This window comes from Streptomyces sclerotialus, assembly GCF_040907265.1.
GTDB classification, from domain to species: Bacteria; Actinomycetota; Actinomycetes; order Streptomycetales; family Streptomycetaceae; genus Streptomyces; species Streptomyces sclerotialus.
Genome location: NZ_JBFOHP010000002.1, coordinates 2,214,508 through 2,241,470, shown reverse-complemented (window position 1 = coordinate 2,241,470; position 26,963 = coordinate 2,214,508). Strand labels below are relative to the sequence as shown.

Sequence of the window (26,963 nt, the reverse complement as noted above, 5' to 3'; positions counted from 1 at the left end):
TTCCGAGGGCCGTGGCCGGCGGGCTTTCGTACGTGTGCTGAGAGTGCCTCAGGCGGCCGTGGTGGCCTTGGGGGCCGCCAGCGGCTCCTGGTCCCCGGCGGGGGCCGGAACGGCCGCGAGCGGGCCGCGCTCGCGCAGCGAGAGGAAGACCCGCAGCACGCAGATCCACACCAGCGTCGAGCCGAACATGTGGATGCCCACGACCAGCTCCGGCAGGTGCAGGAAGTACTGCACGTAGCCGATGACGCCCTGGAAGGCGAGGCAGCCGAAGAGCTCGAGGAGCATCCGGCGCGGCGCCGCGGGCGCCTTGACCGCACGGAGCGTGAACCACAGGGCGACGCTCAGGCCGACCACGATGTACACGAAGTCCACGTGCAGCTGGGTGATCTCCTGCCAGTCCAGCGGGATGCGGTGCACCTTGCGCGCGTCACCGGCGTGCGGGCCGGCGCCCGTGACGACCGTGCCGATCACCGTGAGTGCGGCGGTGGCCAGCACCAGCAGCCAGGAGAGCTGGCGGACGGGCCGGGCGACCAGGTCGCGCGGCTCGTCGTCGCCCTCGGAGGCCCGCCGCCACGAGATGACCGCGACCGTGAGCAGCGCCGAGGACACCAGGAAGTGCGAGCTGACGATGTACGGGTTCAGGCCGGTCAGTACGGTGATGCCGCCGACCACGGCGTTGCCCATGACGACCCAGAACTGCGCCCAGCCCAGGCGGGTGAGCGAGCGGCGCCGGGGGTGGCGGGCGCGGGCGGCGATGATGAAGAGGCCGATGACCGCGCACAGCACGTAGGTGAGCAGGCGGTTGCCGAACTCGATGATGCCGTTGATGCCCATCTCATGGGTCGGCGTGAGGCTGCCGGGGGTGCACTGGGGCCACGTGGAGCAGCCCAGGCCCGACTGGGTGAGCCGGACCGCGCCGCCGGTCACGACGATGACGACGGCCATGACAACCGTGGCGAGCGCGGCGCGTCGCACGAAGGCAGCCGACGGCTGCCAGCGACGGGCGATCTGCTCCAGGGGATTCAGCGAATTCGGCACGGGCTCATCGTAGGCGGCGGCTTGTGCGTCTTTTCACGAGGGGTGCGAAACGGTGCGTACCGTGTACTCCGCGTGGCCCGGACGTCACTCCCAGCGGAAGAACTCCGCCGCCGCGCCCAGACCGAGCACGGTCCACACGGCGAGGATGCCGAGGTCCGCCAGGGGAAGTCCCGCACCGTGCTGGAGGACGTCGCGCAGCCCGTCCGAGAGCGCCGAGATCGGCAGCAGCTGGAGCACGGACTGCACCGCGCCGGGGAACTTCTCCAGCGGCACGATGACGCCGCCGCCGACCAGCAGGAGCAGGAAGACCAGGTTGGCCGCGGCGAGCGTGGCCTCGGCCCTGAGCGTGCCGGCCATCAGCAGGCCGAGCCCGGAGAACGCCGCCGTACCGAGGACCAGCAGCAGGACGACCCATACGGGGTTGCCGTGCGGGGACCAGCCGAGCGCGAAGGCGACCACGGTCAGCAGCACGATCTGCAGGACCTCCGTGACCAGCACGGAGCAGGTCTTGGCGGTCATCAGGGCCCAGCGGGGGAGCGGCGAGGCGCCGAGCCGCTTGAGCACCCCGTAGCGCCGCTCGAAGCCGGTGGCGATGGCCTGGCCGGTGAAGGCGGTGGACATCACGGCGAGCGAGAGGATGCCGGGCGCCAGGAAGTCGACGGACTTCCCCGCTCCTGTGTCGATGATGTCGACGGCGGAGAACAGCACCAGGAGGAGCGTCGGGATGATCACGGTGAGCAGCAGCTGCTCCCCGTTGCGCAGCAGCATCTTCGTTTCGAGGAGCGCCTGTGCGCGGATCATCCGGGGAAGCGGCGCCGCGCCCGGCTTCGGGGTGAACACACCCGTGGTCGTACTCACGCGCGCAGCTCCTTACCGGTCAGCTCGAGGAAGACGTCCTCCAGGGTGTGCCGCTCGACCGCTATGCGGTCCGGCATCACGCCGTTCTGCGCGCACCAGGAGGTGACGGTGGCCAGCAGCTGCGGGTCGATCGTGCCGGTGACCCGGTACGCGCCGGGCGTCAGCTCGGCCGCCGCGCAGTCCGCGGGCAGCGCCTTCAGAAGCGAGCCGAGGTCCAGGCCCGGCCGGCCCGTGAAGCGCAGGGTGTTCTCCGCGCCCCCCTTGCACAGGGCCTCGGGGCTGTCCTGGGCGATGACCCGGCCTCCGTCGATGATCGCGACGTCGTCGGCGAGCTGCTCGGCCTCGTCCATGAAGTGGGTGGTCAGCACCACGCTGACGCCGTCCGTACGCAGCTCCCGTACGAGGTCCCAGGTGGCGTGGCGGGCCTGCGGGTCCAGGCCCGCGGTCGGTTCGTCGAGGAAGACCAGCTCGGGGCGGCCGACGACGGCCATGGCGAGCGCCAGGCGCTGCTGCTGGCCGCCGGAGAGCCGCCGGTAGTTCGTCCGGCCGCAGGAGCCCAGGCCCAGCCGCTCGATCAGGAGGTCCACGTCGACGGGGTGGGCGTGCAGCGAGGCGGTGTGCCGCAGCATCTCCTCGGCGCGGGCACCCGCGTACACGCCCCCGGACTGCAGCATCACGCCGATACGGGGGCGCAGCGCGGCGGCGTCGGCGACGGGGTCCAGGCCCAGGACGCGGACGGTGCCCGCGTCGGGGCGGCGGTAGCCCTCGCAGGTCTCGACGGTGGTGGTCTTGCCGGCGCCGTTCGGGCCGAGGACGGCGGTGACGGTGCCGCGGGCGACGGTGAGGTCCAGGCCGTCCACGGCGGTCTTGGTGCCGTACCGCTTGACCAGTCCCGTGACCTCGACGGCAGGCTCTCGCCCGTGGGTCCGGGGGGTGTCCCCCGGAGAGGTGCTGCGCATGACCGGCAGTCTACGAAGGGGCGCCCCTCGGCTCCCACGGGGGCTCCCGCGTATCCGACGCGAGGCGGCCTTGCACTTAGGGGAACCTAAGTGATAGAGGCCACCACGCGCACGGCCGGGCGAGGCTTGTCCTGGTCTGAAGAATTACGCAACAATGGCGTTGTGAAATACGCGAGCGAGGATCGACAGGAGCCCGTGGCCGGCCCGGCCGCCGGGCCGGTGACCTCCGCTTCTGCGCAGGTCACCGGGCAGGACGAAGCGCACGGCACGCGCAATCGCGTCGCCCGCTCCATCCTGGACCACGGCCCCTCCACCGCCGCCGAGCTGGCACTGCGGCTGGAGCTGACGCAGGCCGCCGTACGCCGCCATCTGGACGCCCTCGTGGCCGAGGGCGTCGTCGAGCCCCGCGAGAAGCGGGTGTACGGCACGCGTTCCCGGGGCCGCCCCGCGAGGGCCTTCGCGCTGACCGACTGCGGCCGGGACGCCTTCGACCAGGCGTACGACAGCCTGGCCTCCGACGCGCTGCGCTGGATCGCGCAGAGCGCGGGCGGCGGCGAGCGCGGCGAGGCCGCGGTCGCGGAGTTCGCCCGCGCCCGGCTGGAGGCCCAGGCGGAGGAGTACCGCACGGCGGTCGAGGCCGCGTCCCCCGAGGAGCGCACGAAGGCCCTGGCGAAGGCCTTGAGCGCGGACGGGTACGCTGCTACGGCGCGCAGCGCCCCCCATCTGCAGCAAGGTGAACAGCTCTGCCAGCACCACTGCCCGGTCGCCCATGTGGCCGAGCAGTTCCCTCAGCTGTGCGAGGCGGAGACCGAGGTCTTCTCGCGCCTGCTCGGGACCCATGTGCAGCGTCTTGCCACCATCGCCCACGGCGACGGTGTCTGCACGACCTTCGTACCGAAGGCGACCGCCCAGGGCACCCCCAAGGCCCAGGGCCCGCCGCGGACACCGAAGGCCACCGGCAAGGCCGATCACCGCATCACCAAGACCACCACCGCATCTGCAAGCACGGCCGGGAGGAACCCCGCATGACGCTCCCCACGGAGACTGCTCACCCTGAGCTCGAGGGTCTGGGCAAGTACGAATACGGCTGGGCCGACTCCGACGTCGCCGGCGCGTCCGCCAAGCGCGGCCTCTCCGAGGAGGTCGTCCGCGACATCTCGGCGAAGAAGAACGAGCCGGAGTGGATGCTCAAGCTTCGCCTCAAGGGCCTGAAGCTCTTCGACAAGAAGCCCATGCCGAACTGGGGCTCGGACCTCTCCGGCATCGACTTCGACAACATCAAGTACTTCGTCCGCTCCACCGAGCAGCAGGCTGCCAGCTGGGAGGAGCTGCCGGAGGACATCAAGAACACCTACGACAAGCTCGGCATCCCGGAGGCGGAGAAGCAGCGCCTGGTCGCCGGTGTCGCCGCGCAGTACGAGTCCGAGGTCGTCTACCACCAGATCCGTGAGGACCTGGAGCAGCAGGGCGTCCTGTTCCTGGACACCGACACCGCGCTCAAGGAGCACCCGGAGCTCTTCAAGGAGTACTTCGGCACGGTGATCCCGGCGGGTGACAACAAGTTCGCCTCGCTGAACACCGCGGTGTGGTCCGGCGGCTCGTTCATCTACGTGCCCCCGGGCGTGCACGTCGACATCCCGCTGCAGGCCTACTTCCGGATCAACACCGAGAACATGGGCCAGTTCGAGCGGACGCTGATCATCGTCGACGAGGACGCCTACGTCCACTACGTCGAGGGCTGCACGGCGCCGATCTACAAGTCGGACTCGCTGCACTCCGCCGTCGTGGAGATCATCGTCAAGAAGGGCGGCCGCTGCCGCTACACGACGATCCAGAACTGGTCGAACAACGTCTACAACCTGGTCACCAAGCGTGCCGTGGCCTACGAAGGCGCGACCATGGAGTGGGTCGACGGCAACCTCGGCTCCAAGGTGACGATGAAGTACCCGGCCGTCTACCTGATGGGCGAGCACGCCAAGGGCGAGACGCTGTCCATCGCCTTCGCGGGCGAGGGCCAGCACCAGGACGCCGGCGCCAAGATGGTCCACATGGCTCCGAACACCTCCTCCAACATCGTCTCCAAGTCGGTGGCGCGAGGCGGCGGCCGGACCTCCTACCGCGGCCTGATCGAGATCGGTGAGGGCGCCGAGGGCGCCAAGTCCAACGTGCTCTGTGACGCGCTGCTGGTGGACACGATCTCCCGCTCGGACACCTACCCCTACGTGGACGTCCGCGAGGACGACGTGTCCATGGGCCACGAGGCGACCGTCTCCAAGGTCAGCGAGGACCAGCTCTTCTACCTGATGGCGCGCGGCCTGTCCGAGGACGAGGCCATGGCGATGATCGTCCGCGGCTTCGTCGAGCCCATCGCCCGCGAGCTGCCCATGGAGTACGCGCTGGAGCTCAACCGGCTGATCGAGCTGCAGATGGAGGGCGCGGTCGGCTGACCCGAGCCGTCCCGGGCCGGGTCCGCGCACCCGGCCCACCCCCCCCGCAGCAAACTTCTTGATCCAGAAAGCGAGCTACACGACAGCCATGGCTGAGGCTCAGAACATCCCGGCCGGTTCGACGACCGCCGGTTCGATCGCGGTGGCCGCGGAGTCCACCGTCGCCACCCGGATGAGCGCCCCGCCGTCCTACGACGTGGCGGACTTCCCCGTGCCGCACGGCCGCGAGGAGGAGTGGCGCTTCACGCCGCTGGAGCGCCTGAAGGGCCTCCACGACGGCACCGCCACCGCCACCGGCGGCATCACGGTCGAGATCAACGCGCCGGAGGGCGTGACGGTCGAGGCCGCGGACCGGGACGACGCGCGGGTCGGCAAGGCCGGCAAGCCCATCGACCGCGTCGCCGCGCAGGCCTACAGCTCCTTCGAGAAGGCCTCCGTGGTCTCCGTGCCCAAGGAGACCGTGCTCAGCGAGCCCATCCGCATCGCCGTCCACGGCGAGGGCGGGGTCGCCTACGGCCACCAGGTCATCGAGCTGGGCGCCTTCGCCGAGGCCGTCGTCGTCATCGACCACACCGGTGACGCCACGCTCGCCGCCAACGTCGACTACCTCCTCGGTGACGGCGCCAAGCTGACCGTCGTCTCCGTCCAGGACTGGGACGACAGCGCGGTCCACGCCGGCCAGCACAACGCCCTGGTCGGCCGGGACGCCTCCTTCAAGTCCGTGATCGTCACCTTCGGCGGCGACCTGGTCCGGCTGAACCCGCGCGTGACGTACGCGGGCCCCGGCGGTGAGGCTGAGTTCTACGGCCTGTACTTCACCGACAACGGCCAGCACCAGGAGCACCGTCTCTTCGTCGACCACGAGGCGACCAACTGCCGCTCCAACGTCGTCTACAAGGGCGCCCTCCAGGGCGAGGACGCGCACGCCGTCTGGATCGGTGACGTCCTCATCCGCGCGGCGGCGACCGGCACGGACACCTACGAGCTCAACCGCAACCTCGTCCTCACCGACGGCGCGCGGGTGGACTCGGTGCCGAACCTGGAGATCGAGACCGGCGAGATCGTCGGTGCCGGCCACGCCTCGGCGACCGGCCGCTTCGACGACGAGCAGCTCTTCTACCTGATGGCCCGCGGCATCCCCGCCGAGGAGGCCCGCCGCCTGGTGGTCCGCGGCTTCTTCGCCGAGCTGGTCCAGCAGATCGGCCTCCCGGACGTCGAGGAGCGCCTCATCGCCAAGATCGAGGCCGAACTGGAAGCGTCGGTGGCATGACCCCCAACTTCGTACGAGCCTGTGGGCTGAGCGAGCTCGAAGAGGACACCCCCAAGCGGGTCGAGCTCGACGGCACCCCGGTCTCGGTCGTCCGCACCGAGGGCGAGGTGTTCGCGATCAACGACATCTGCTCGCACGCGAACGTCTCCCTCTCGGAGGGCGAGGTGGAGGACTGCTCCATCGAGTGCTGGCTGCACGGCTCCAGCTTCGACCTCCGCACCGGCAAGCCGTCCGGCCTTCCCGCGACGCAGCCCGTCCCCGTATACCCCGTAAAGATCGAAGGGGACGACGTGCTCGTCTCCGTCACCCAGGAGTCCTGAGTTCCCCATGGCAACGCTTGAGATTCACGACCTGCACGTCTCCGTCGAGGCCGAGAACGGCCCGCGCGAGATCCTGAAGGGCGTCGACCTGACCGTGAAGCAGGGCGAGACGCACGCCATCATGGGCCCCAACGGCTCCGGCAAGTCCACCCTCGCGTACTCCCTCGCGGGTCACCCCAAGTACACGATCACCGGCGGCACCGTCACCCTCGACGGCGAGGACGTCCTGGAGATGTCCGTCGACGAGCGCGCCCGCGCCGGCGTCTTCCTCGCCATGCAGTACCCGGTCGAGGTCCCCGGCGTCTCCGTCTCCAACTTCCTGCGCACCTCCGCCACCGCCGTCCGCGGCGAGGCCCCCAAGCTGCGGACGTGGGTCAAGGAGGTCAAGGAGGCCATGGAGCGCCTCAACATGGACCCGGCGTTCGCCGAGCGCAACGTCAACGAGGGCTTCTCCGGCGGTGAGAAGAAGCGCCACGAGATCCTCCAGCTGGAGCTGCTCAAGCCGAAGATCGCGATCCTCGACGAGACCGACTCCGGTCTGGACGTCGACGCGCTGCGCATCGTCTCCGAGGGCGTCAACCGGGTCCGCGAGACCGGTGAGGTCGGCACCCTGCTGATCACCCACTACACGCGGATCCTCCGTTACATCAAGCCCGACCACGTCCACGTGTTCGCCAACGGCCGGATCGCCGAGTCCGGTGGCCCGGAGCTGGCGGACAAGCTGGAGGCCGAGGGCTACGAGGCGTACGTGAAGGGTGGCGCAACCGCGTGACACAGCTGCCGGGCCTCCTCGACACAGAGGCGATCCGTAAGGACTTCCCCATCCTGGGGCGTGAGCTCCACGACGGGAAGAAGCTCGTCTACCTGGACAGCGCTGCGACCTCGCAGACGCCCAGCCAGGTCATCGACGTGCTGAGCGAGTACTACGAACGCTACAACGCCAATGTCCATCGCGGCGTGCATGTGCTCGCCGAGGAGGCCACGGCGCTGTACGAAGGTGCTCGCGACAAGGTCGCCGAGTTCATCAACGCACCGAGCCGCGACGAGGTGATCTTCACCAAGAACGCCTCGGAGTCGCTCAACCTCGTCGCGAACATGCTGGGCTGGGCCGATGAGCCCTACCGGGTGGACCACGAGACCGAGATCGTCATCACGGAGATGGAGCACCACTCCAACATCGTGCCGTGGCAGCTGCTCTCGCAGCGCACGGGCGCGAAGCTGAAGTGGTTCGGGCTGACCGAGGACGGCCGGCTCGACCTCTCGAACATCGACGAGATCATCACGGAGAAGACCAAGGTCGTCTCCCTGACCCTGGTGTCCAACCTCATGGGCACGGTCAACCCCGTCGAGGCGATCGTCCGCAAGGCGCAGGACGTCGGCGCGCTGGTCGTCTTCGACGCCTCGCAGGCCGCGCCGCACATGCCGCTGGACGTCCAGGCGCTCCAGGCCGACTTCGTGGCCTTCACCGGCCACAAGATGTGCGGCCCGACCGGCATCGGCGTGCTGTGGGGCCGCCAGGAGCTGCTGGAGGACCTGCCGCCGTTCCTCGGTGGCGGCGAGATGATCGAGACCGTCTCGATGCACTCCTCCACGTACGCCCCGGCACCGCACAAGTTCGAGGCGGGCACGCCCCCGATCGCCCAGGCCGTCGGCCTCGGCGCGGCGGTGGACTACCTCAACTCCATCGGCATGGAGCGGATCGCCGAGCACGAGCACGCGCTCACCGAGTACGCGGTGAAGCGGCTGTTGGAGGTCCCCGACCTGCGGATCATCGGCCCGACCACGGCCGAGGACCGGGGCGCCGCGATCTCCTTCACGCTCGGTGACATCCACCCGCACGACGTGGGGCAGGTGCTCGACGAGCAGGGCATCGCGGTCCGGGTCGGCCACCACTGCGCGCGGCCGGTCTGCCTGCGGTACGGAATTCCTGCGACGACACGAGCGTCGTTCTATCTGTACTCCACCCCGGCCGAGGTCGACGCCCTGGTCGACGGCCTGGAGCACGTCCGTAATTTCTTCGGATGAGGACGAGGACTGACTGACCCGTGAAGCTGGATTCCATGTACCAGGACGTCATCCTGGACCACTACAAGCACCCGCACGGCCGGGGCTTGCGGGACGGCGACGCCGAGGTGCACCACGTCAACCCGACCTGCGGTGACGAGATCACCCTGCGCGTCCGCCTGGACGGCGCGACCATTGAAGACGTGTCCTACGACGGCCAGGGCTGCTCCATCAGCCAGGCCAGCGCCTCCGTCCTCAATGAACTCCTGGTCGGCAAGCAGCTCGGCGAGGCACAGCAGATCCAGGAGACCTTCCTGGAGCTGATGCAGTCCAAGGGCCAGATCGAGCCCGACGACGCCATGGAGGAGGTGCTGGAGGACGCCGTCGCGTTCGCCGGCGTCTCGAAGTACCCCGCCCGCGTCAAGTGCGCCCTCCTGAGCTGGATGGCGTGGAAGGACGCGACGGCCAAGGCCCTCTCCGAGGAGGCGAAGACCGCATGACCGAGAACGCAAGCGCCACGGAGGCGCCGGCCGGGGCAGCCGCCCTGAAGCCGGCCACCGAGGAAGAGGTCCGCGAGGCCCTGTACGACGTCGTCGACCCCGAGCTGGGCATCGACGTGGTCAACCTCGGCCTGATCTACGGCATCCACATCGACGACGCCAACATCGCCACCATCGACATGACGCTCACCTCGGCGGCCTGCCCGCTGACCGACGTCATCGAGGACCAGGCGAAGTCCGCCACCGACGGCATCGTCAACGAGCTGCGGATCAACTGGGTCTGGATGCCCCCGTGGGGCCCCGACAAGATCACCGACGACGGCCGCGAGCAGCTGCGCGCGCTGGGGTTCAACGTCTGAGCCGCCCGTCGACCGGTTTTTCGGCCGTGCCCGCCAGGACACCTGGCGGGCACGGCCGTTTTCCGTGCCTCGTCGATCAGGTTGTGTACGCCCGTACGCATCGTTGTGTACGCTTGTACGCATGGCCTATGTGACGCTGGGTGCGGCGATTCTGGTGGAGGTGCTGGCCACCACCGCGATGAAGTACAGCGACGGGTTCACCAAGCTGTGGCCCTCGCTCGGCACCGCGGCGGGGTACCTGGTCGCCTTCGTGCTGCTCGCGCAGACGCTGAAGACGATGAGCGTGGGGACCACGTACGCGATCTGGTCCGGCGCCGGGACCGCCGTGATCGCCGCCATAGGGATGCTGTTCCTCGGGGAGGCGGCGAACGCGGCACGGCTGATCGGCATCGCGCTGATCATCGTCGGCGTGGTCGTGCTGAACCTGGGCGGGGCGCACTGATGCCCCGGCGCTACGACCCCGAGCGGCGGCAGCGGATCATCGACGCGGCGATCCGGGTGGCCGAGGAGCAGGGCATCGGGGCGCTCAGCCACCGCGTGGTGGCCCGCGCCGCGGACGTGCCGCTGGGCTCGACCACGTACCACTTCGCGTCCCTGGACGACCTGCTGGTGGCCGCGCTGCGGCAGGTGTGCGGCGAGTCGGGCACCGCGGTGGCGAGCTGGACGGCGTACCTGGAGCGGGAAGCGCCGCTCGCGGACCGGATCGCCGACCTGCTCCAGGCGTACATGGACGACGAGCGGCGCGGCCGGGTGCGGATGGAGTACGAGCTCTACCTCGCGGCGCTGCGGCGGCCCGCGCTGAGCCCGGTGGCCGCCGAATGGCTGGACAGCACGCTGGAGGTGCTCGCCCGGTACACCGACCTCGGTACGGCCCGGGTGCTCGGCGCGCTGATCGACGGGCTGCTGCTGCAGCTGCTCCTCACCGGCCGGCCGTTCGACCGGGACGAGGTACGGGCCGAGGTGGCCCGGGTGACCGGCGAGCAGCCGGTGCCGGTCCGCGCACGTCTGACGGCTGAGACCGGTTCGCCAGGCCGGGGGCGCGCCGGTTAGGTTTTCCGCATGACCGAAGCAGCAGCCTCCTCCCGTACGACCGGCGCCGTCGCCGCCGGACTCGCCACCGTCACCACCGACGGCACCGTCCTGGACACCTGGTTCCCGGCGCCCGAGCTCGTCGCCGAGCCCGGCCCGGCCGGTACCGAGCGGCTGACCGCCGAGCGCGCCGCCGAACTGCTCGGCGAGGCCGCGCCCAAGGCGCTCGGCGCCGACGCCCGCCGCGGCGTGGAGATCGTGGCCGTGCGCACGGTCATCTCCTCGATCGACGACAAGCCGCTGGACGCGCACGACGTCTACCTCCGTCTCCACCTGCTCAGCCACCGCCTGGTGCAGCCGAACGGCCAGAACCTCGACGGCATCTTCGGCCTGATGGCCAACGTCGCCTGGACCTCGCTCGGCCCGGTGGCCGTCGACCAGCTGGAGACCGTGCGGCTGAACGCCCGCGCCGAGGGCCTGCACCTCGCCGTCTTCGGCGTCGACAAGTTCCCGCGGATGACCGACTACGTCGCCCCGTCCGGCGTCCGCATCGCCGACGCCGACCGGGTCCGCCTGGGCGCGCACCTCGCGGCCGGCACCACCGTCATGCACGAGGGCTTCGTCAACTTCAACGCCGGCACGCTGGGCTCCTCCATGGTCGAGGGCCGCATCAGCCAGGGCGTGGTGGTCGGCGACGGCTCCGACATCGGCGGCGGCGCGTCCACCATGGGCACCCTCTCCGGCGGCGGCAAGGAGCGCATCCGCATCGGCGAGCGCAGCCTGGTCGGCGCCGAGGCCGGTGTCGGCATCGCGCTCGGCGACGAGTGCGTGGTCGAGGCGGGTCTCTACATCACCGCCGGTACCCGCGTGACGATGCCCGACGGCCAGATCGTCAAGGCCGCCGAGCTGTCCGGCGCGGACAACATCCTCTTCCGCCGCAACTCGACCACCGGCGTGGTGGAGGCCCGTCCGAACAACGCGGAGTGGGGCGGCCTGAACGACGTGCTGCACCACAACTGAGCCGCACGTCCACGGCACCGCCGAACGGCCCGTGCGCCCCGGATCCCGTCCGGAGCGCACGGGCCTTCGGCATTGTCGGTGGCCCCCGATAGGGTGACCGTATGCGTGATCTTGTGGCGGGGCTGGGTTACTGGGGCAAGGGGCAGCGCTGGGTCGCGCGGCACGGCCGGTGGTGGGGTTTCGGGCTGCTGCCCGCGCTCGTCACCCTGGTGCTGTACGCGGTCGCGCTGACCGTCTTCTTCTTCTGGGCGGACGACATCGCCGGCTGGGCGACACCGTTCGCCGACGGCTGGGGCTCGCCCTGGCAGGGGCTGGTGCGCGGGCTGTTCGTCGCGCTGCTCGTGGCGGGCGGCCTGCTGCTGTCCGTCCTCACCTTCACCGCCGTCACGCTGGTGATCGGCGACCCGTTCTACGAGTCGCTGTCGGAAAAGGTCGAGGAGTCCGAGGGGGACTGCCCCGAGGGCCCGGACCTGCCGCTCTGGCGCGAGGTGTGGATCGCGGTCAAGGACAGCGTGTACGTGCTGCTGCGGGCCGCCGGGTTCGGACTGCTCTTCTTCGTCCTGGGCTTCCTGCCGGTCATCGGCCAGACCGTGATCCCGGCCATCGGCTTCTGCGTCTCCGGCTTCTTCCTCACCGTCGAGCTGACCTCGGTCGCCCTGCAGCGCCGCGGCATTCCGGTGCGCGAGCGGATGCGGCTGCTGCGCGGCCGCAAGGCGCTCGCCGTCGGCTTCGGCACCCCGCTCGTCCTGCTCTTCCTGGTGCCGTTCGTCGCCGTGGTCCTGATGCCGGGCGCGGTCGCGGGCGCGACGCTGCTGGTACGGGAGCTGGTGCCGCAGCCGGCGGCGGACCCGGAACCTGAGCAGGGGCCCGCGGGCGGCGCGGGGGAAGTGCCCGCGCCGCACCCCGGATTCAGGGCCTGACGCGCAGCACCTGCGGGTCGTGGTCGCTGGCCTGGTCGGCGAATTCAGCGTTGAGGTGGACGATGTCGTAGTCGGTACGGGTCAGGGCCGGGCTGGTGAGCATGTGGTCCAGGGCCTGGGAGTTGCCGTTGTAGACGTAGCCGTAGCGCTCGGCCTTCGGGAGCCGGTTCACCTGGTCGGTGAGGACGCCGCCCGCGGTGAGCTTCTTGAGCGCCGGTGAGAACTGGTAGTCGTTCAGGTCGCCCGCGACGATCACGGCCGCCTTCGGGTCGACGGCGAGGACGTCCTGCACGAAGCCGCGCACGGCCTCGGCCTGCGCGACGCGCTGGGTCTCGGAGGTGCGGGCCGGCGGCTGGAAACGGCTGTCCAGCCCCTGGTCGCCGCCCTTGGAGTTGAAGTGGTTGGCGACCACGAAGACCGGCTCGCCGCGGAAGGAGAACTGGCCGGCGAGCGGTTTGCGGCTGTCCTTCCAGGCCGCGTTGCCGGGGTCGATACGGCCGGGGGAGACGGACAGGGCGGCGTGCCCGTCCTTCTCCCCGACCTGCACCGGGGTCGTCGCGTCGCCGCCGGGCGCGCTGGTGAAGGAGACCCGCTCGGGGTCGTAGAGGAAGGCGACGCGGATGTTGCCGCCCGGCTGGCCGCCGTCCTGGTCGTCGGCCGGGTCGATCTGGGCCCACTTGTACGCCGGGCCGCCGGCCTTCACGACGGCGTCGGTGAGCTTCTTCAGCGTGGCGTCCGCGGACACGACTCCGTCGTTCGTGGGCCCGTTGTCGTCCTGGACCTCCTCCAGAGCCACGATGTCGGGCGAGGCGAGGTTCTTCACCAGCGCCTCGGCCAGCCGGTCGAACTTGGCCCGGGCGGTCTTCGGTGAGAGGTTCTCGACGTTGTACGTGGCGACCGACAGCTCGTCGGCCGACTGCTTGCGGGTCGTCTCGCGGGACGGCCCGTGGTCGGCGAGCGCGCCCAGGTCCGTGGCCTCGATCGTGTAGCCGCCGAAGTTGTCGTAGTCCAGCGGCCCGGCGGTGGTGCCGGTCAGCGCGTCACCGACGTCGGCGACCGGGAAGGGCCGCTCGGCGAACGGGATGAGCGAGGTGACCTTGAGGCGGCCCGCGTTCGGGTCGGCGTACGAGGAGTAGAGCGTGCCGCCGCGGGCGGTGCGCCGGTGCTTGGGCTCGGCGGTCACCCACAGTTCGTTGTAGGAGGTCGTGGGGCCGACGACCGGCGCGTCGGAGACCGCGACCCGCATGCCCTCCAGCGACTCGTAGCGGTCCAGCGCGTACGAGCCGGGCCGCAGCTTCAGCGGCTCGATGTCCTTGCCGCCGTGGTCCGGGGCGTATCGATTCGGCACGGACGACGGGCTCAGCCGGAAGGCCGCGGGGAGACGATTCTTCGCCGAGGTCACCGTCCATTTCGCGCCAGTGATCTCGGTGACGGACTGCAGCCCCGCGTCCTTGCCGCCGGGGTAGTACTCGGTGACCGTGCCGGTCACCTCCACCGCGTCGCCCACGGCGACGTCCGGGGTCTGCTTCCCGGTGAAGACGAAGACCGCCTCGCTGGTGGCCGGGTCCCGGTCCGGGTGCGGGTCCTGGAACCAGAAGCCGCGCGCCGACCCGAAGGAGCGTACGGCGGTGACGACGCCGGGCACGCCCGTGACCTGCTTCCCGGCCAGCGGGGATATGCGGGTGCTGCCCTGGATGTCGTGGATCCTGGCGTCCGCGGCCGCGGCGGACTGCGGAACGGCGAGCAGCCCGGCGGCGACGGCAGCGGCGGCCACCGAGGCGAGCGTGAGCGGTCTGCGGAGCGTACGGCGGGACGGCATGGTGGCCTCCGGAGGTGTGGGGAAACGAGGGAGGAACTGCGTATCGGAGGTCGGTCCGCTACGCGCGTCAATCTCTTGCGTGCGCACGGAAGTTGTCAAGGCTCGTCCGGTGTACGGCGGCGGGCGGACCGGTGAACCGCCCGGGATCGTCACGATTCCGTCTACGCTTGGCGGCGCACCAGCTGTAGTCCGCCCGAGGAGCTGAACCGTAGATGTCCGACGAGCGCCCCACCCTTCCCCCGGTGCGGCTGCACCCCGAAGCGGAGCTGGCCAGGGACGCGCTGAGCGCCCCCCTTTTCGCCCGGGCGGCGAAGCTCGCCCGCTGGGCCGAGCGCGAGGTACCGGTCGGCGTCGGCGGTGACCTCCTCGAAGAGCAGCTCGCCGAGGCCGCAGGCCACCTCGGTCTGGCCGTCGACGAGGACGGCACCGGCTACGCGGCCGAGGCCTGGCAGCTGGCCGTGGACACCGGCCTGGTCGAGATCGAGGAGCACGCGGGCGAGGACGAGGACCTGCCCGACGGCGCGCCGGCCGGCACCGCCACCCCCGGCGAGGAGCTGCGCCTGCTGACCCAGGGCACCGCGCAGGACGTACTGGCCATCTGGCTCGGCGGCATGGAGACCGTACTGGCCGACGCCGCGGCGCCGGACCTCGGCGACCTCGTCGAGCAGATCGCCGAGGGCGGCGAGCTGGACCTGGACTCCATCGACTGGAACCCGGAGGACGAGGCCGAGCTGCTGGACGGCATCCTCGGCAACCTCTACATGCTCTGCGCGCTGGCCGAGGACCCGGAGCAGAGCGTCCCGCTCCCGGCGCTCGCCGCCTCCATGATCGTCCCGGCCGACATGGACGAGCCGACCGACGACATCCTCGAAGAGGTCTCCGAGGCGATGATGCGCCTGGACGACCAGTTCCGGGTCCTGGAGCCGATCGGTCTGGTCGCGTACCAGCCGGTGGACGAGGCGCTCATCGAGGAGCTGGACGAGGAGGGCGAGACCGTCAGGTCCGCCGAGCCGCTGGAGGACGAGGACGTCAGCCGGTACGGCATGGTCCGGCTCACCCCGCTGGGCATGTACGCGGTCCGGGCCCGGATGCTGGACGCGGGCGTCGAGGCCCCGGCCGTCGGCGACCTCTCCGACAAGGGCGCCGACGTACTGCTCGCCGCGCTGCCCGACTACCCCGAGACCCTGGCGCAGGCCGAGTCCGAGCAGTGGCTCGCGGCCCGCGACGGCCTCACCGCCGCCCGCGACCTGCTGTCCGCCGCGCGCGGCGACGACGACCGGGCGCCGCAGCGCCGGCTCGCCTGCCAGCAGACCCTGTCGCTGGTCGGCCCGGAGGCCGAGCCCGCGCTGCGCGAGGTGCTGGACGACCGGCAGCTGGGCGGGCTGGCCCGGGTGTGGCTGGCCGAGCACGGCGCGACCGGCATCCCCGAGCCCTCCCAGGACATGATCTTCTGGCTGACCGTGGACACGCTCGCCGCGCAGCTGGGCACCGCCGACGAGGACGCGGCCGAGGTACGGGAACTGGTCGTGGGGCTGGTGGGCCAGCACGCCGGCTTCTTCGACGCGGTCTGGCGGGTGGACCACCCGGCGACCGCCGACGTCCTGGAGGCCATGGGCCGGCTGCACCCGGACAAGAAGGCGGCCAAGGAGGCCCGTAAGGCGGCCTTCAAGGCGCGCTCCAAGAAGGGCAGCTAGCTCCCGGCCGGTTCCTGGCAGGGCAGCCGGCTCTCCCGGCAGAGGTGGCCCGTCGCCGTACGTACACGTACGGACGACGGGCCGTTTCCGTCCTCGTGACGGGACGTACCGCCGGGAAAAACGCTTCCTGGACGTCGTGCCCCGTTCAACTGGAATTCGGGCGGGCCCGCAAGCCTGGCGCGCGGAAGCAAGGAAAGAATCCAGCCAGCCAGGAGATGACCATGCCCCTCACCCGCAGGGACTTCGCCAAGCGCGCGACGTACACCGGCGCCGGAGTGGCGCTCGCCGGCAGCGTCGGGGTGCTGGCCACGGCCCCCGGGGCCATCGGCGAGGAGGCCGGGGAGGCCGCCGGTGACGACGGGAAGCGGCAGCTCGGCTACGGTCCGCTGATCGACGACCCGAAGGGCGTCCTCGCGCTGCCCGCCGGCTTCAGCTACAAGATCATCACCCGTACCGGCGTCACCAAGCTGGAGAGCGGTGAGTACACGCCCGCCAAGCACGACGGCACGGCCACCTTCGAGGGCTCGCGCGGCGCGACTCTGCTCGTGAACAACCACGAGATCAAGGGGCCGCGCAGCAAGGCGAAGCACCCGGTGCCGCTCGCCGAGGGGCTGGTCTACGACCCGGCGGCGGCCGGCGGCTGCACCGTCGTGGAGGTCTCCAAGGACGGCGAGCACGTCAGTGAGTGGGTCGGCGTCGCCGGCACCTCCACCAACTGCGCCGGCGGCCGCACCCCCTGGGGCACCTGGCTGAGCGGCGAGGAGACCGAGGACCGGGCCGGCGAGAACGGCATGACCAAGGACCACGGTTACGTCTTCGAGGTCGACCCGCGCGACCACCGGGCCGCCCGCGACCCGAAGCCCGTCAAGGCGTTCGGCCGCTACCCGCACGAGGCCGTCGTCGTTGACCCCAAGCGCGGTCACGTCTTCCTCACCGAGGACGCCGACAACCCCAACGGCCTGCTCTACCGCTGGACCCCGCCGGAGGGCTTCCGGCACGGCCGCGGGCAGCTGCGCACCCTCGCCGACGACGCGGGCGTGCTCGCCGCGTTCAAGTGCTTCGACTCCGGCGGCCGCTTCGTCGACGACCTCTCCCGCGCCACCGAGCCCGGCACCGTGTACGGCGTGGACTGGGTCGAGGTCCCCGACCGGGACGCCCGCTCCACCTCGGTCCGCAAGCAGTTCAAGGACGGCGAGATCACCCGGGCCCGCAAGCTGGAGGGCATGTGGTGGGCGGACGGCGGCGCGTACGTCGTGTCGTCCTACGCCCGCGAGGAGAGCCCGGTCGAGCACGACGGCCAGGTGTGGTTCTACAACCCCGCGCGCCGCACGCTGACCCTGAAGGTCCGCTTCGGCATCAACGCCGACCCCTCGAAGGAAGGCGCCCTGGACGGCCCGGACAACATCAGCGTCTCGCCGTACGGCGGCCTGATCATCGCCGAGGACGGCGAGGGCGTGCAGCACCTCTTCGGTGCCACCGAGGACGGCCGTACCTACCCGGTCGCCCGCAACGAGATCAACATCGGCACGGCTGAGGAGCCGGAGTACAGCGAGTTCACCGGGCCGGTCTTCTCGCCCGACGGGCAGACGCTGTTCGCCAACATCCAGGACCCGGGGATCATGCTCGCGATCACCGGCCCCTGGCGGCGGCAGGGCTGACGGGGGCGCCGATGCGTCGCCGGACCGGCCGGGCCAGGGGGCGCCCGGCCGGCCGCGTCAGCTGTCCGCGGGCCGGTCCGCGGTGAGCACGTAGTAGTCCAGCAGCCCCTTCTCGTACGCGGTCAGGAACCGGCGCGGCCACAGGTCCCGCAGCTCGGGCACCTGATCGAGGTACCGGTCGTACGCGGCCCACACCGACTCCCCGATCGCCCGGATCCGCACGTCCGACAGTCCGGCCGCCGCCAGCGCGGCGGCCACCTCGTCCGCCACGTGGGCGAGGTCGAGGCCGTCGGCGTAGGTGGGCAGCAGTCCGGGCAGCGCGCGGGCGGCCTCCTGGCCGGTGGCGAAGAACGTCGTCAGCGCCAGCCGGCCGCCCGCGCGCAGCACTCGCGCCGCCTCGCGCGCGAAGCCCGGCACGTCGGGGAAGTGCTGGGCCGCCTCGACCGAGAACAGGCAGTCCACCGAGGCGTCCGGCAGCGGCATCCGTTCGGCCGCGCCGCGCCGGTAGTCCAGCCGTCCGGGATACGCGGCCCGCGCGTCGGCGTTCCGCTGCCGGGCCCGTTCGACCTGGTCGGGATGGACGTCCAGGCCGGTGACCGAGCCGAAGCCGTACTCGCGCAGCGCGAGCGCCGAACCGAGGCCCAGCCCGCAGCCGACCTCGGCCGCGTCCCGCCCCTCCGTAGGGCCGAAGGAGCGCAGCACCAGCCGGTACAGCTCCTGCTCCGTGGCGATCCGGTCGGCCTCGGTCAGCGGACGGCCGGCCGGCGCGTCCGCCCAGTACCCGAAGTTGATGAACCCGCCGGCGAACGCGGGGACGGTGCTGAGGTCGAAGTCCCCGTAGATCTGATCCAGGGGTGGGACGGTGGGCGGCTGGTCGGCGGGCATCGGTGGCTCCTCGCTGCTCGGCGGGGCCTGGGAGACCGGCGGGAGACCGGTGAGGAATCCCATGCGCCCGAAAACGTTGTACGGAAGGTGAACTCCACGACAGCGGCCCCACGATTCTCGGTCCTGGACCGGTCCCGCACCAGAGCGGGACGGCCGCAGGCCGAAGCCCTCCAGGAGACGGTGCGCTTCGCGCGGGAGGCGGAGCGGCTGGGCTACCACCGCTTCTGGGTGTCGGAGCACCACAGCGTGCCCGGCGTGGCGGGCTCGGCCCCCACGGTGCTGGCCGCCGCCGTCGCCGCGGCCACCGACCGCATCCGCGTCGGCACCGGCGGCGTGATGCTGCCCAACCACCGGCCGCTGGTCGTCGCCGAGCAGTTCGGCGTGCTCGCCTCGCTCTTCCCCGGCCGCATCGACATGGGCCTGGGCCGCTCGGTCGGCTTCACCGACGGCATCCGCCGGGCGCTGGGGACGGAGAAGGACGCCACCGAGGACTTCGGCGCGCAGCTCGCCGAGCTGACCGGGTACTTCACCGGCACCCAGACGGCCCATCCGCAGGTGCACGCGCGGCCCGCCGAGGGACTGACCGTGCCCGCCTTCGTGCTGGCCACCGGCGCGGGCGCGGACATCGCGGCGGAGGCCGGACTGGCGTTGGTGATCGGCGACGTCCGCGGCCGGGACGCGCTGCTCCGCGCGATCGGGCGTTACCGTTCGGGGTTCCGCCCCTCCGGCTTGTGGGACCGCCCGTACGTCGTCGTCTCCGCGACCGTCGCGGTGGCCGCCACCACGGAGGAAGCCCGCCGGCTGCTGCTGCCCGAAGCCTGGGCGATGGCGTACTCCCGCACGCGCGGGGTCTTCCCGCCGCTGGAACCGGCCGAGGCCGTGCTCGCCCGGGAGGCGGCCATGACGCCCAAGGAGCGCGAGTTCTACGAGGCGGCGCTGAGGGGGCAGATCCACGGCACGGAGGCCGAGGTCCGCGCGGCCCTCGCCGACCTGTTCGCCACTACGGGCGCGGACGAGCTGCTGGTCACCACGAGCACGTACGACCGCGCGGCCCAGCTGGACTCGTACCGGCGGTTGGCGGGGCTGGCCGGGCTCTAGCGGCCGGCGCCGAGAATGAACGTGCCCTTCGCAGGCAGGGTCGCCACCACGCCGCGCTCCCGGAGCAGCGCGACGGCGCGGCGCACGGTCCCGATGCTGACCCCGTAGATCTCCGTCATGCGGCGTTCCGCAGGCAGGGCAGCGCCCGTCGCCAGCTTCCCCGACCGGACCTCCTCCTGGATCTGGTCGGCCAACTCTTCGTACCGATAGCGCGGCAGCTCGCTCATGGTACGAGCCTGCCGCTGTCTACAGCACCCTGCAGCTCTAGAACGCGTCCGGACGCGTTGGGACGCGCTGGGTATCAGGGGGACGCGGTTGGGGTACCGTCAGGCGTGAAAAGACCCCCGCGACCGTGCGACCGGTCCGGGGGCGTGGCCGACACAGCCAAGGAGTGCCGACATGCAGAGCCTACGACGACTCCCGTGGACCGACGAGGGGCGGGCGGCGTTCGTCCCGCCCGGGGACGGGCTGGTGAACGACCTGGCGGACGCCGTCGAGGGCGAGATGCTGGGTATGGCCAGGGCCGACGCCTCGCGGGGGCGGGCCCTGGCCGATGACCCGGCTGCCTCCGGGGTGGAGCTGCGCGGGGCGGTCTGGTATCTCGCTCGCGCGGTCGAGGACGCGGCCCTGGTCGCCGACCTGCGGGCGGAGCGGTTGGGCGGTGCGGAGGCGTAACCGACAAGGGCTCGCCTCGCCGGGGCGGCGGCTCGATGACGCCGCCCCGGCGTGCCGGTCAGAGCGCCTGGGCGCCCGGCTTCACCATGCCGCGGACCGTGCGGGAGTCGACGTACTCGCCCAGGGCCGTCATCTCCCATTCACCGCTGTACTGGCGGATGAGCTTGGCCATCAGGACGCCCGTGCGCTTCTCGGAGCCGGTCAGGTCGAAGCGGACCAGCTCCTCGCCGGACTGGGCGTCCAGCAGGCGGCAGTAGGCCTTGGCGACGTCGGTGAACTTCTGGCCGGAGAAGCTGTTCACCGTGAAGACCAGGCCCGTGACCTCCGGGGGGAGGCCGCCGAGGTGGACCGTGATCGCCTCGTCGTCGCCCGAACCCTCGCCGGTGAGGTTGTCCCCGGAGTGCTGGATCGCGCCGTTGAGGATCGTGAGCTTGCCGAAGAAGCAGTTGTCGATCTTCTTGCGGTCCGGGCCGTACGCGATGACCGAGGCGTCCAGGTCGACGCTCTTGCCGCGGAAGGCGGGCTCCCAGCCGAGGCCCATCCGGACCGAGGACAGCAGCGGGCGGCCGCCCTTGACCAGGGAGACGGTCTGGTTCTTCTGGAGGCTGACGCGGCCCTTGTCGAGGTTGATCTTCCCGGCGCCGCCGGGAGCCGGGGCCTGCGGGGCCGCGGGCGGCGGTGCGGGCGTGCCCATGGAGCCCGGCGCGCCGGGGACGGTGGCCGGCGGGGCGACCGGGGCGGGGGCGCCGGTGGGCGGGCCCCACTCGCCGGCGGCCGGGGCGCCCGGGTGCGGCGGCGCGGGCGGCGTGGCGGGCTGCTGCGGCTGCAGCGGAGTGGCCGTGGGCGCCGCCGGCTCCTCGACGGTGACGCCGAAGTCCGTGGCGATGCCGGCCAGGCCGTTGGCGTAGCCCTGGCCGACCGCGCGGACCTTCCAGGCGCCGTTGCGGCGGTAGACCTCGACCACCACGAGGGCGGTCTCGGCGCCCAGCTGGGGCGGCGTGAAGGTGGCGATCACGCTGCCGTCGTCGGCGCTGCGGACCGTGGCCGTCGGCTCCGTGCCCGCGAAGGTCGCGCCGGGCGCGTCCAGGCTGGCCGTGACGACGATCTTCTCGATGCCGGCCGGCACGGCGGCGGTGTCCACCGTGATGGTGTCGCCGCTGCCGCCCCCGCCGGCGGTGTGGGTCACGCCGGGACCGCTCGGTTGGTTGTAGAAGACGAAGTCGTCGTCGGAGCGCACCTTGCCGTCGGCGGTCAGCAGCAGGCCCGACACGTCCAGCCGCACGGGGGCGGTGACGTCCACCGCCACCCGCGCTGCGGAGAGCGGGAGGTTCGAGCCAGGAGTCATAGCGGTCATGTCCTGGGTAACGACCGGCGCCGCTTTACGGTTCCATTACCAGCGAGAAGGGCGGAACCGTTCAGTGTCGTTCGCGGGAGTTGCCGAAGAGCAGCCGGTAGATGATCAGCAGGACCAGGGCGCCGGCGATGGAGGCGATCCACATGGACGGGTCGAAGAAGTCCTTCGGTATCGGGCGGTCGAGGAGCTTCGTGGAGAGCCAGCCGCCGACGAAGGAGCCCACGATGCCGGTCAGCGTGGTGCCGACCAGGCCGCCGGGGTCCCGGCCGGGCAGCAGGATCTTGGCGATGACGCCGGCGACCAGCCCCAGTACGAGCCAGCTGACGATGCCCATGATGGTGTTCCTCGTTCCTGCAAGGGGTTGTTACGCCTTCAAGGACGCGAGGACGCCGCCCGGAGTTCCGTGCGGTATACCACTACCAGGACCGCCGCCGGTGGCATGCCTTCAGTACGGCCAGATCGGCGGGTCCGTGCAGAAGGCGCCGCCGAGGTGCGCGTGTTCGGGGTTGTCCGGGTCCAGCGGGCCCTGCTCGGCGAGGAGTTCGGCCGCGTACACCTCGGAGTCGTCCTGCGGCTCGTACCCGAGGGCGCGGGCGCTGGAGAGGTCCCACCACAGGCGGGTGTTGGCGGAGGAGCCGTAGACGACGGTGTGGCCGACGTCCTTCGCGGTGAGCGCCGCGTGCAGCAGCCGGGCGCCGTCGGCGGGGCTCATCCAGATGGACAGCATCCGCACGTTGGTGGGCCGCGGGAAGCAGGAGCCGATGCGGACCGAGACGGTCTCGATGCCGTGCAGGTCCCAGTAGAGCGAGGCCAGGTCCTCCCCGAAGCCCTTGGACAGACCGTAGAAGGTGTCGGGGCGGCGCGGGGTGTTCACCGGGATCGCGCCGGAGCCGTCCTCGGGGCGCGGGGTGAAGCCGACGGCGTGGTTGGAGGAGGCGAAGACGATGCGCCGCACGCCTTCCTCGCGGGCCGCCTCGTAGAGGTTGTAGGTCCCTTCGATGTTGGCCTGGAGGATCTTCTCGAACGTCGACTCCAGGGAGATGCCGGCGAGGTGGATCACCGCGTCGACGCCCTGCACGGCCTTGCGGAGCGCGTCCCGGTCGGAGAGGTCGGCGACGATGGCGTCCGGCTCGCCCTCGATGGGCAGCCGGTCGAAGAGCCGCAGCTCGTAACCGTACGGGGGCAGCAGTTCACGCATCAGGGTGCCGAGGCCGCCGGCGGCGCCGGTCAGCAGAACGGTGCGGGGTGCGGTCATGGCCGTCAACGTAAAGAAGTGCGGTGCCCCGGTCAAGATGGTGGACGCGGAAGGGCTCTTGACCCGCTGGAGCCGCTGTCTTAGCGTCATCGCGTTCACTCATATGGACACTGGCCACGCATGCGTCCCGCGGACGTGGCCCTCCGAAGGGAGCCCGATGCGCGCCGCCGCCTTCCTCTACCCCTGGGACGTCGTCGGGGACCCGGACGCCGCGCGCCGGATCGCCGGGCTCGGGGTCCGGCAGGTCACCCTCGCCTCCGCCTACCACTCCACCCGGGCCCTCACCCCCCGCCACCCCCGGCACCGCGTCGTCACCGCCCGGCACTCCGCCGTCCTCTACCCGCCCGCACCGGAGCGCTGGGAAGGCCGCGCGCTGCGCCCGTATGCGCAGGACTGGCTCCCGGGCCCCGACCCGTACGCGGAGGCCGCCCGCGCGCTCACGGACGCGGGCCTGGAGGTGCACTCCTGGGTGGTGCTGGCGCACAACTCCCGGCTGGGCGCCGAGCATCCGGAGGCCGTGATCCGCAACGCCTACGGGGACCCCTACCCCTGGGCGCCCTGCATCGCCCGCCCCGAAGTGCACGAATACCTCGTGACGCTGGCCGCCGAGGCCGCCGTACGGCCGTACACCCGCGGCACCGAGCTGGAGTCCTGCGGCTGGTACGGCCTCGCGCACCTGCACGCGCACGACAAGACCGGCGGAGTCGGCCTGAGCGGCGCGGCGCAGTACCTGATGTCGCTGTGCTTCTGTGCGGAGTGCCGCAACGGGTACGCGGCGCTGGACGCCGACCCCGAGGGGCTGCGGCAGGCGGTGCTGCGTGCTCTGGAGCCCGTGTGGGCGGGCGGCGGCAGCGCAGCAGCACGGGACCGCGCGGGGGAGTGGGCCGAGGTCGTCGAAGCGCTCGGCGGGGAGTACGCCTCCGTCGTCGCCGACTGGCGGAACCGGGTCGCGGGGGAGCTGCGGCGCGCGGCCGTGGCCGCCGTACGGGCGGCCGCCGGGCCGGACTTCCGCGTCATGCTGCACGCCGACCCGGCGCCGCACCGCTGCGGTGCCAACGCCGGGGTCCGTCCCGGGCAGATCTTCGACTACGCGGACGGTGTCGTCGTGCCGTGCACGGGCAGCGCGGCGGAACGGGCGGCGGCGCTGGCGCCGTTCGAGGGGCGCGGCATCCGGGCGGCGAACTTCACCGTGGTGCGGGGGATGGGCGGCAGTCCGGAAACACTCGCCGCGGACGCCGCCCACGCCGCCGCGTCCGGCGCCGGCGAGCTGCGGCTGTACCACGCGGGCCTGGCGTCCGACGTGGACCTGGAGGCGGTGCGCACGGCGCTCACGGAGCTGAGCGGCTCCGGGGCCTGATCCCCCTCAAGGCCGCGCCGACCCTAGAGACGCCGCGTAGCCAGCGTCAGCCGGTCCCGCGCGTCGAACAGCGCGTCCTTGACCATCTGTTCGTGCGCCGGGGTGAGCCGGGCGACCGGCACCGAGCAGCTGATGGCGTCGCGGGCCGGAGTGCGGTACGGGATCGCCACCCCGAAGCAGCGCAGGCCGAGGGTGTTCTCCTCGCGGTCGACGGCGTAGCCCTGCTCCCGCACCGTGTGCAGCTCCTCGATGAGCTTCTCGCGGTCGGTGGTGGTGTGCTCGGTGAGCGAGGGCAGCGTCTCCGGGAGCATCTTGCGTACCTGCTCGTCGGAGTACGTCGCGAGCAGCGACTTGCCCAGGGACGTGGAGTGCGCGGGCAGCCGGCGGCCGACGCGGGTGAACGGGCGCAGGTAGTGCTGGGACTGACGGGTCGCCAGGTAGACGACGTTGGTGCCGTCCAGGCGGGCGAGGTGGATGGTCTCGGTGGTGTCGTCCGAGAGCCGGTCGAGCGTCGGCCGCGCGGCGGCCACGACCTCGTCGCCGTCGATGTAGGACGTGCCGACGAGCAGGGCGCGCACCCCGATGCCGTACCGCGTGCCGGTGGCGTCGGTCTCCACCCAGCCGAGGTCGACAAGGGTGCGCAGCAGCATGTAGAGGCTGGACTTCGGATAGCCGACGGCCTCCTGCACGGAGGCGAGGCTGTGCATCCCGGGGCGGCCCGCGAAGTACTCCAGCAGTTCGACCGTCCGCACCGCGGACTTGACCTGTGATCCCCCGGTCTCGGCAGCCGCCATCGCCCTTGACCCCTCAGTTCGGACAGTCATAGAGTCCCCACGTATTCACACTCCGGGACGCAGTTCAGTATATCGAACAAGCCCCGGAGCGCAGCAAGTACTCGGCCCGGGAGGAATGCACGGTGGCAGCACCAGTCTGGAGCGTCGACCCCCGCAGCGGGAAGCAGCGCGAAGAGGTTGCGGCCGAGGCCACAGCCGAGGAAGTCGACGCGACCGTACGGGCCGCGCACGAGGCCCGCGGCTCCCTGGCCGACCGGACCGTGCGCGCCGCCTTCCTGCGTCGCGCCGCCGACCTTTTGGACCAGGCGGGCGAGGCCGTCATCGAGGCCGCCGACGCCGAAACCGCGCTCGGCCCGGGCCGGCTCACCGGTGAACTGGCCCGGACGACCGGCCAGCTGCGTGCCTTCGCGGACATCGTCGACGAGGGCGCCTTCCTGGACGTGCACATCGACCACGCGGACCCGCAGCTCACCCCGCCCCGGCCCGACCTGCGCCGCTACAAGATCCCGCTCGGTGTGGTCGCCGTGTACTCCGCCTCCAACTTCCCGCTCGCCTTCTCGGTGCCCGGCGGCGACACCGCCAGCGCCCTCGCGGCCGGCTGCCCGGTCGTCGTCAAGGCGCACCCGGACCACCCCGCCACCTCCGAGCTGTGCGCGGCGCTGCTGCGCCGCGCCGCCGCCGAGTCCGGCCTGCCCGAGGCCGTCGTGGGCCTGGTGCACGGCTTCGACGCGGGCGTCGAACTGGTCCGCCACCCGCTGATCTCCGCCGCCGGCTTCACCGGTTCGGTACGCGGCGGCCGCGCGCTGTACGACGCCGCGGCGGCCCGCCCGCACCCGATCCCCTTCCACGGCGAGCTGGGCAGCCTCAACCCCGTCGTGGTCACCCGGGACGCCGCCGAGGAGCGCGCCGAGCAGATCGGCGCGGGCCTGGCGGGGGCGATGACCCTGGGCGTCGGCCAGTTCTGCGTCAAGCCGGGCCTGGTGCTGGTCCCCGAGGGCGCGGCCGGCGACGGGCTCGTCAAGGAGCTGACCGCCAAGGTCAGCGACACCGAGGCGGGCGTGTTGCTGGACCACCGGATGCGGGACGCGTTCATCGAGGGCGTGCAGGCGCGCGCCGAACTGCCCGACGTCGAGGCCCCGGTGACGCCCGGCGCGGGCGGCGAGCACACCGTGTCCGCCGGCTTCCTCACCCTCCCCGCGGCCCGGCTGGCCGCCGAGGGCCCGCACGATCTGCTCCTGGAGGAGTGCTTCGGCCCGGTGACCGTCGTCGCGCGGTACGCCGACGACGCCGAGGCGGCCGCCGTCCTCGGCCGGCTGCCCGGCAACCTCACCGCCACCCTCCAGCTGTCCACCGCCGAGGGCGCGGGCGAGGGCCGGGGCGGCGAACTGCTCGCCGAGGTCACCGCGCTCGCGGGCCGTGTCGTGGTCAACGGCTGGCCCACCGGCGTCGCGGTGGCCCCCGCGCAGCACCACGGCGGCCCCTACCCGGCGACCACGTCCACCTCCACCTCCGTCGGCGGTACGGCCATCGAGCGCTGGCTGCGCCCGGTCGCCTACCAGGACACCCCGCCCGCCCTGCTGCCGCCCGAGCTGCGCGAGGAGAACCCGCTGGGGCTGCCCCGCCGGGTCGACGGCGTACGGGAGGCGTGAC

The 26,963-nt window shown here is 71.8% G+C and carries 28 protein-coding genes; 18 read left to right on the top strand and 10 right to left on the bottom strand.

Features of this window, described 5'->3' with window-relative positions:
* Window positions 1–48: 48 nt before the first annotated feature.
* From AAC944_RS10020 to AAC944_RS10010, 3 genes are all read right to left on the bottom strand, one after another.
* A complete protein-coding gene (locus AAC944_RS10020) occupies window positions 49–1,038 on the bottom strand; it encodes a COX15/CtaA family protein (protein WP_030619184.1) in 990 nt (329 codons plus the stop codon).
* An 84-nt stretch (window positions 1,039–1,122) separates the two neighbouring features.
* Entirely contained in the window at window positions 1,123–1,839 is a 717-nt protein-coding gene (locus tag AAC944_RS10015) for an ABC transporter permease (protein ID WP_051872062.1), read from the bottom strand.
* 53 nt (window positions 1,840–1,892) lie between these two features.
* Complete coding sequence (locus tag AAC944_RS10010) at window positions 1,893–2,855, bottom strand: ABC transporter ATP-binding protein (RefSeq protein ID WP_030619180.1); 963 nt, start codon at window positions 2,853–2,855, stop codon at window positions 1,893–1,895.
* 162 nt (window positions 2,856–3,017) lie between these two features.
* On the opposite strand from AAC944_RS10010, the gene AAC944_RS10005 reads away from it, so the two are divergent.
* The 12 genes from AAC944_RS10005 (at window position 3,018) to AAC944_RS09950 (ending at window position 12,724) form a co-directional block, all read left to right on the top strand.
* Window positions 3,018–3,884, top strand: coding sequence for a helix-turn-helix transcriptional regulator (locus AAC944_RS10005; protein ID WP_030619178.1), 867 nt, complete (start codon window positions 3,018–3,020; stop codon window positions 3,882–3,884).
* On the top strand, window positions 3,881–5,302 hold the full coding sequence (sufB, locus tag AAC944_RS10000; protein ID WP_030619177.1) for a Fe-S cluster assembly protein SufB: 1,422 nt from the start codon (window positions 3,881–3,883) through the stop codon (window positions 5,300–5,302). The genes AAC944_RS10005 and sufB overlap by 4 nt, the downstream gene beginning before the upstream one ends.
* 88 nt (window positions 5,303–5,390) lie before the next feature.
* Window positions 5,391–6,572, top strand: coding sequence for a Fe-S cluster assembly protein SufD (gene sufD, locus AAC944_RS09995; RefSeq protein WP_030619176.1), 1,182 nt, complete (start codon window positions 5,391–5,393; stop codon window positions 6,570–6,572).
* The gene (locus tag AAC944_RS09990; protein WP_030619174.1) at window positions 6,569–6,892 is read left to right on the top strand and encodes a bifunctional 3-phenylpropionate/cinnamic acid dioxygenase ferredoxin subunit; all 324 of its coding nucleotides are present in this window, start codon (window positions 6,569–6,571) and stop codon (window positions 6,890–6,892) included. Before sufD ends, AAC944_RS09990 begins: the two co-directional genes overlap by 4 nt.
* Before the next feature lie 7 nt (window positions 6,893–6,899).
* Window positions 6,900–7,664: a Fe-S cluster assembly ATPase SufC gene (sufC, locus tag AAC944_RS09985; protein WP_030619173.1), complete on the top strand. Its 765-nt coding sequence runs from the start codon at window positions 6,900–6,902 to the stop codon at window positions 7,662–7,664.
* On the top strand, window positions 7,661–8,917 hold the full coding sequence (locus tag AAC944_RS09980; protein WP_030619171.1) for a cysteine desulfurase: 1,257 nt from the start codon (window positions 7,661–7,663) through the stop codon (window positions 8,915–8,917). Before sufC ends, AAC944_RS09980 begins: the two co-directional genes overlap by 4 nt.
* A 20-nt stretch (window positions 8,918–8,937) precedes the next feature.
* Window positions 8,938–9,396: a Fe-S cluster assembly sulfur transfer protein SufU gene (gene sufU, locus AAC944_RS09975; protein WP_030619169.1), complete on the top strand. Its 459-nt coding sequence runs from the start codon at window positions 8,938–8,940 to the stop codon at window positions 9,394–9,396.
* Window positions 9,393–9,755 (top strand): metal-sulfur cluster assembly factor, encoded by a 363-nt coding sequence (locus AAC944_RS09970; protein ID WP_030619167.1) that lies wholly within the window; start codon window positions 9,393–9,395, stop codon window positions 9,753–9,755. Before sufU ends, AAC944_RS09970 begins: the two co-directional genes overlap by 4 nt.
* 121 nt (window positions 9,756–9,876) lie before the next feature.
* A complete protein-coding gene (locus AAC944_RS09965) occupies window positions 9,877–10,197 on the top strand; it encodes a DMT family transporter (RefSeq protein ID WP_030619165.1) in 321 nt (106 codons plus the stop codon).
* Window positions 10,197–10,805 (top strand): TetR/AcrR family transcriptional regulator, encoded by a 609-nt coding sequence (locus tag AAC944_RS09960; protein ID WP_051872056.1) that lies wholly within the window; start codon window positions 10,197–10,199, stop codon window positions 10,803–10,805. Before AAC944_RS09965 ends, AAC944_RS09960 begins: the two co-directional genes overlap by 1 nt.
* 9 nt (window positions 10,806–10,814) lie before the next feature.
* Window positions 10,815–11,804: a 2,3,4,5-tetrahydropyridine-2,6-dicarboxylate N-succinyltransferase gene (gene dapD / locus AAC944_RS09955; protein WP_030619161.1), complete on the top strand. Its 990-nt coding sequence runs from the start codon at window positions 10,815–10,817 to the stop codon at window positions 11,802–11,804.
* A 101-nt stretch (window positions 11,805–11,905) separates the two neighbouring features.
* Complete coding sequence (locus AAC944_RS09950) at window positions 11,906–12,724, top strand: EI24 domain-containing protein (protein ID WP_030619158.1); 819 nt, start codon at window positions 11,906–11,908, stop codon at window positions 12,722–12,724.
* On the opposite strand, the gene AAC944_RS09945 is transcribed toward AAC944_RS09950, so the two are convergent.
* Window positions 12,714–14,543 carry a DUF8508 domain-containing protein gene (locus tag AAC944_RS09945; RefSeq protein WP_030619157.1) on the bottom strand — a complete coding sequence of 610 codons (1,830 nt, stop codon included), beginning with the start codon at window positions 14,541–14,543 and terminating at the stop codon, window positions 12,714–12,716. The two genes, AAC944_RS09950 and AAC944_RS09945, sit on opposite strands and share 11 nt — an antisense overlap.
* Window positions 14,544–14,755: 212 nt before the next feature.
* Between AAC944_RS09945 and AAC944_RS09940 the strand changes: the two genes are divergently transcribed.
* Both AAC944_RS09940 and AAC944_RS09935 read left to right on the top strand, forming a co-directional pair.
* Window positions 14,756–16,237, top strand: coding sequence for a hypothetical protein (locus AAC944_RS09940; protein WP_030619153.1), 1,482 nt, complete (start codon window positions 14,756–14,758; stop codon window positions 16,235–16,237).
* Window positions 16,238–16,458: 221 nt separating this feature from the next.
* Window positions 16,459–17,895 (top strand): alkaline phosphatase PhoX, encoded by a 1,437-nt coding sequence (locus AAC944_RS09935; protein WP_030619151.1) that lies wholly within the window; start codon window positions 16,459–16,461, stop codon window positions 17,893–17,895.
* A gap of 57 nt (window positions 17,896–17,952) precedes the next feature.
* Here the strand turns inward: AAC944_RS09935 and AAC944_RS09930 are convergent, their stop codons facing one another.
* Window positions 17,953–18,780 (bottom strand): class I SAM-dependent methyltransferase, encoded by an 828-nt coding sequence (locus AAC944_RS09930; protein WP_037772783.1) that lies wholly within the window; start codon window positions 18,778–18,780, stop codon window positions 17,953–17,955.
* An 87-nt stretch (window positions 18,781–18,867) separates the two neighbouring features.
* Between AAC944_RS09930 and AAC944_RS09925 the strand changes: the two genes are divergently transcribed.
* Window positions 18,868–19,878: an MsnO8 family LLM class oxidoreductase gene (locus AAC944_RS09925; protein WP_030619146.1), complete on the top strand. Its 1,011-nt coding sequence runs from the start codon at window positions 18,868–18,870 to the stop codon at window positions 19,876–19,878.
* On the opposite strand, the gene AAC944_RS09920 is transcribed toward AAC944_RS09925, so the two are convergent.
* Entirely contained in the window at window positions 19,875–20,105 is a 231-nt protein-coding gene (locus AAC944_RS09920) for a winged helix-turn-helix domain-containing protein (RefSeq protein ID WP_030619144.1), read from the bottom strand. The two genes, AAC944_RS09925 and AAC944_RS09920, sit on opposite strands and share 4 nt — an antisense overlap.
* A 172-nt stretch (window positions 20,106–20,277) precedes the next feature.
* Here AAC944_RS09920 and AAC944_RS09915 point away from each other — a divergent pair, with 172 nt between their 5' ends.
* Window positions 20,278–20,553: a hypothetical protein gene (locus tag AAC944_RS09915; RefSeq protein ID WP_030619141.1), complete on the top strand. Its 276-nt coding sequence runs from the start codon at window positions 20,278–20,280 to the stop codon at window positions 20,551–20,553.
* Between the two features lie 58 nt (window positions 20,554–20,611).
* Here AAC944_RS09915 and AAC944_RS09910 read toward each other — a convergent pair whose 3' ends face one another.
* From AAC944_RS09910 to AAC944_RS09900, 3 genes are all read right to left on the bottom strand, one after another.
* The gene (locus AAC944_RS09910; RefSeq protein WP_030619139.1) at window positions 20,612–21,898 is read right to left on the bottom strand and encodes a TerD family protein; all 1,287 of its coding nucleotides are present in this window, start codon (window positions 21,896–21,898) and stop codon (window positions 20,612–20,614) included.
* Between the two features lie 70 nt (window positions 21,899–21,968).
* A complete protein-coding gene (locus tag AAC944_RS09905) occupies window positions 21,969–22,241 on the bottom strand; it encodes a GlsB/YeaQ/YmgE family stress response membrane protein (RefSeq protein ID WP_030619137.1) in 273 nt (90 codons plus the stop codon).
* Between the two features lie 111 nt (window positions 22,242–22,352).
* Complete coding sequence (locus tag AAC944_RS09900) at window positions 22,353–23,162, bottom strand: NAD-dependent epimerase/dehydratase family protein (protein WP_030619135.1); 810 nt, start codon at window positions 23,160–23,162, stop codon at window positions 22,353–22,355.
* Between the two features lie 157 nt (window positions 23,163–23,319).
* Here AAC944_RS09900 and AAC944_RS09895 point away from each other — a divergent pair, with 157 nt between their 5' ends.
* A complete protein-coding gene (locus tag AAC944_RS09895) occupies window positions 23,320–24,519 on the top strand; it encodes a glycoside hydrolase family protein (protein WP_030619133.1) in 1,200 nt (399 codons plus the stop codon).
* Window positions 24,520–24,542: 23 nt separating this feature from the next.
* Here the strand turns inward: AAC944_RS09895 and AAC944_RS09890 are convergent, their stop codons facing one another.
* On the bottom strand, window positions 24,543–25,313 hold the full coding sequence (locus AAC944_RS09890) for an IclR family transcriptional regulator (protein ID WP_030619129.1): 771 nt from the start codon (window positions 25,311–25,313) through the stop codon (window positions 24,543–24,545).
* Window positions 25,314–25,435: 122 nt separating this feature from the next.
* Between AAC944_RS09890 and AAC944_RS09885 the strand changes: the two genes are divergently transcribed.
* Complete coding sequence (locus tag AAC944_RS09885) at window positions 25,436–26,962, top strand: aldehyde dehydrogenase (NADP(+)) (RefSeq protein WP_030619126.1); 1,527 nt, start codon at window positions 25,436–25,438, stop codon at window positions 26,960–26,962.
* Window position 26,963 lies beyond the last annotated feature (1 nt).

Excerpts from the sequence above, each read along its gene's own strand:
- sufB (WP_030619177.1), top strand. The coding sequence starts at position 3,881 with ATGACGCTCCCCACGGAGACTGCTCACCCTGAGCTCGAGGGTCTGGGC.
- AAC944_RS09915 (WP_030619141.1), top strand. The coding sequence starts at position 20,278 with ATGCAGAGCCTACGACGACTCCCGTGGACCGACGAGGGGCGGGCGGCG.
- AAC944_RS09990 (WP_030619174.1), top strand. The coding sequence starts at position 6,569 with ATGACCCCCAACTTCGTACGAGCCTGTGGGCTGAGCGAGCTCGAAGAG.
- AAC944_RS09900 (WP_030619135.1), bottom strand. The coding sequence starts at position 23,162 with ATGACCGCACCCCGCACCGTTCTGCTGACCGGCGCCGCCGGCGGCCTC.
- dapD (WP_030619161.1), top strand. The coding sequence starts at position 10,815 with ATGACCGAAGCAGCAGCCTCCTCCCGTACGACCGGCGCCGTCGCCGCC.
- AAC944_RS09920 (WP_030619144.1), bottom strand. The coding sequence starts at position 20,105 with ATGAGCGAGCTGCCGCGCTATCGGTACGAAGAGTTGGCCGACCAGATC.
- AAC944_RS09930 (WP_037772783.1), bottom strand. The coding sequence starts at position 18,780 with ATGCCCGCCGACCAGCCGCCCACCGTCCCACCCCTGGATCAGATCTAC.
- AAC944_RS09940 (WP_030619153.1), top strand. The coding sequence starts at position 14,756 with ATGTCCGACGAGCGCCCCACCCTTCCCCCGGTGCGGCTGCACCCCGAA.
- AAC944_RS09970 (WP_030619167.1), top strand. The coding sequence starts at position 9,393 with ATGACCGAGAACGCAAGCGCCACGGAGGCGCCGGCCGGGGCAGCCGCC.
- sufD (WP_030619176.1), top strand. The coding sequence starts at position 5,391 with ATGGCTGAGGCTCAGAACATCCCGGCCGGTTCGACGACCGCCGGTTCG.
- AAC944_RS09890 (WP_030619129.1), bottom strand. The coding sequence starts at position 25,313 with ATGGCGGCTGCCGAGACCGGGGGATCACAGGTCAAGTCCGCGGTGCGG.
- AAC944_RS09950 (WP_030619158.1), top strand. The coding sequence starts at position 11,906 with ATGCGTGATCTTGTGGCGGGGCTGGGTTACTGGGGCAAGGGGCAGCGC.
- AAC944_RS09935 (WP_030619151.1), top strand. The coding sequence starts at position 16,459 with ATGCCCCTCACCCGCAGGGACTTCGCCAAGCGCGCGACGTACACCGGC.
- AAC944_RS09945 (WP_030619157.1), bottom strand. The coding sequence starts at position 14,543 with ATGCCGTCCCGCCGTACGCTCCGCAGACCGCTCACGCTCGCCTCGGTG.
- AAC944_RS09960 (WP_051872056.1), top strand. The coding sequence starts at position 10,197 with ATGCCCCGGCGCTACGACCCCGAGCGGCGGCAGCGGATCATCGACGCG.
- AAC944_RS09905 (WP_030619137.1), bottom strand. The coding sequence starts at position 22,241 with ATGGGCATCGTCAGCTGGCTCGTACTGGGGCTGGTCGCCGGCGTCATC.
- AAC944_RS10015 (WP_051872062.1), bottom strand. The coding sequence starts at position 1,839 with ATGATCCGCGCACAGGCGCTCCTCGAAACGAAGATGCTGCTGCGCAAC.
- AAC944_RS09965 (WP_030619165.1), top strand. The coding sequence starts at position 9,877 with ATGGCCTATGTGACGCTGGGTGCGGCGATTCTGGTGGAGGTGCTGGCC.
- AAC944_RS09895 (WP_030619133.1), top strand. The coding sequence starts at position 23,320 with ATGCGCGCCGCCGCCTTCCTCTACCCCTGGGACGTCGTCGGGGACCCG.
- sufC (WP_030619173.1), top strand. The coding sequence starts at position 6,900 with ATGGCAACGCTTGAGATTCACGACCTGCACGTCTCCGTCGAGGCCGAG.
- AAC944_RS09910 (WP_030619139.1), bottom strand. The coding sequence starts at position 21,898 with ATGACTCCTGGCTCGAACCTCCCGCTCTCCGCAGCGCGGGTGGCGGTG.
- AAC944_RS10010 (WP_030619180.1), bottom strand. The coding sequence starts at position 2,855 with ATGCGCAGCACCTCTCCGGGGGACACCCCCCGGACCCACGGGCGAGAG.